The organism is Streptomyces sp. NPDC047853, from assembly GCF_043204535.1.
Taxonomy (GTDB): Bacteria; Actinomycetota; Actinomycetes; order Streptomycetales; family Streptomycetaceae; genus Streptomyces.
In genome coordinates this window covers 1-2639 of the sequence record NZ_JBIDCI010000048.1, presented here as the reverse complement: position 1 = coordinate 2639, position 2639 = coordinate 1, and the positions used below count along the sequence as shown (strand labels likewise).

Genomic DNA, 2639 nt, shown 5'->3' with positions numbered 1-2639 from the left:
ACCGCCAGATGCAACGCCACCAACGACGACGAACACGCCGTGTCCACCGTCAACGCCGGCCCCTCCAACCCCAACGCGTAGGCAACCCGCCCGGAGATCACACTGCCGAGCGTCCCCGTGAGCACATGTCCGCCGTAGGTGTCGGCGGCGTCCCCCAGCTGGGTCGCGTAGTCCTGCTGGGAGATGCCGCTGAAGACGCCGGTACGGGTACCGCGCAGCGAGTCCGGCGCGATCCCGGCCCGCTCCACCGCCTCCCACGACGTCTCCAGCAGCAACCGCTGCTGCGGATCCATCGCCGCCGCCTCCCGCGGCGAGATGCCGAAGAACTCCGCGTCGAACTCCGCCGCGGAATGCAGGAACCCGCCCTCCCGCACATAACTCCTGCCCGGCACCCCCGGCTCCGGGTCGTACAAAGCCTCGATGTCCCAGCCGCGGTCGGCCGGGAACGGGGACAGCGTGTGCCCGTCACCGGCCACCAGGTTCCACAGGTCGTCCGGCGACACCACACCGCCCGGGTAGCGGCAGGCCATGCCCACGATCGCGATCGGCTCACGCTCGTCGGCCACGGCCGGCGCGAGGGTGGCCGCCACCGGGTCCGCCTCGCCGTCGGAACCGAACAGCTCGTCATGCAGGTGGGAGGCGAGCGAGACGGGGGTGGGGTGGTCGAAGAGCAGCGTGTTGGGCAGGTTCAGCCCGGTGACGGCGGTCAGGCGGTTGCGCAGTTCGAGGACGGTGAGGGAGTCGAACCCGGCGGACCGGAAGGCCAGCTCCGGATCGACCGCGTCGACCGAGGCGTGGCGCAGAATCTCGGCGGCCTCGGAGCGCACGAGCGTGAGCAGGGAACGACGACGTTCCGCCGACGACGGGCCGACGGACAGCCACGGCCGGCCCTCGTCCCCGTCCTGGCCGCTCCCTCGGGTGAGAGCGGCGCGGTCGGCCGCGGCATGGGCGGCGCGCGCCGAACGGGCCGCGGGGACACCGTCGAAGAGCGACCAGGTACGGCGGGTCACCGAACGCCCGACGAAAATCTCCCAGTCCACGTCGACGACGAGCAGCGAGGCCTCACCGGCCGCGGGCGCCTTCGTGGCGGAGGTCCCGTGGACGCCCACCACCTCGTCCAGGACGTCGAGCGCGCGCTCGGGGTCCAGGGCCGCGACGCCGTCCCGCTCGAAGGACGTCGCCGCGGTTCCCGAAGCCATTCCGGCACCGGCCCACGGTCCCCAGGCGATCGAGGCGGCACGTCCTCCCCTGGCCCGGCGCCGCTGTGCCAAGGCGTCGAGCGCGGCGTTGGCGGCGGCGTAGGCGGCTTGGCCCCCGTTGCCCCACACGCCGACGATGGAGGAGAACAGCACGAAGGCGTCCAACGGAAGGTCCGCGGTCAGCTCGTCCAGGTGGCGGGCCGCGGTGACCTTGGCCCGCAGTACGGCGTCCACCCGGTCGGGGGTGAGTGAGTCGAGCACACCGTCGTCGAGCACGCCGGCCGCATGCAGTACGGCGGTGAGGGGCCGTTCTTCGGGGATGCCCGCGAGCAACGCGGCCAGTGCGTCCCGGTCGGCGACGTCGCAGGCCTCGACGGTCACTTCGGAACCGAGCGTCGTCAGCTCCTCGACGAGTCCACGCACCCCGGCGCCGTCCGCGCCGCGCCGGGCCACCAGGAGCAGGTGCGCGGCGCCCGACCGGGCCAGCCTACGGGCGACCTGCGCGCCCAGGGCACCGGTGCCCCCGGTGATCAGTACGGTGCCGGAGGACCATCGGCCGTCCGTCAAGGGGAGGGAGCCGGGGACAGGGACGGGGCCAGACGCAGGAACCACACGGCGGACATGGACACCCGACGGCCGTACCGCGAACTGGTTGTTCTCCTCCCCCGCGAGCAGCGTCCCGACGAACGTACGGAGCACCGCGGACGACACACTCCCCGGCAGGTCGGCCAAGCCGCCCCAGCGAGAACCCAGTTCGAGGGCGGCGACCTGTCCCAACCCCCAGAGCTGAGCGCCCCCGACCGAGGGGATCTCGTCCGACCGCACGGCCACCGCCTCACGGGTGGTGACCCAGAGCGGGGCGTCGGGTCCCGCCTCGCCCAGGGCCTGGACGAGGGCGACGGCATCGGCCGTGTCCGGCTCGGACGGGGCGAGCCACAGGACTCGCGTGCTGCGTGCGGCATGGTCACCGGCGGCCCGCAGCAGGTCAGCGGCTGCCTTCCGGCCGGTACCGACCGGCACGACGACGGCGTGGACCTCGGCCCCCCGCACGGTCAGCTCACGGGAGAGCGCGGTGGCGAGTCCGGAGTCGGCCGTGTCCTCGTCCGGTGCCAGGAGCAGCACTCGGCCGGCAGGCCGGGGGCTGCCGCGGTCGGAGACGGCCGGCTGCCAGGTGACGCGGTAGCGGAGCCCGTCCGTCGACTGACCGGCGGCCTCGGTATCGGTCGCGGTGGTGCGAGTGGGGTCCAGCCAGTAGCGGTCGCGCTGGAAGGGGTAGGTGGGGAGGCCGATGCGCCGGCCACCACCACTGCCCGTGTGCAGGGCGCTCACGTCCAGGTCGGCGTCCCGGGTGAAGACCGTCGCCACCGCCGCCTCGAACACCTCCCGCTCCGGACGACCCCGACGCATCACCGGCACCACCACCACATCGTCACCGGTCTC

1 protein-coding gene is annotated in these 2639 nt (G+C 73.4%); it reads right to left on the bottom strand.

Annotation, left to right across the window (positions count from 1 at the left end):
• Window positions 1-2639 (bottom strand): type I polyketide synthase (locus ACGF5T_RS36005; RefSeq protein WP_392890353.1); only part of this gene is annotated, 2639 nt, incomplete at both ends.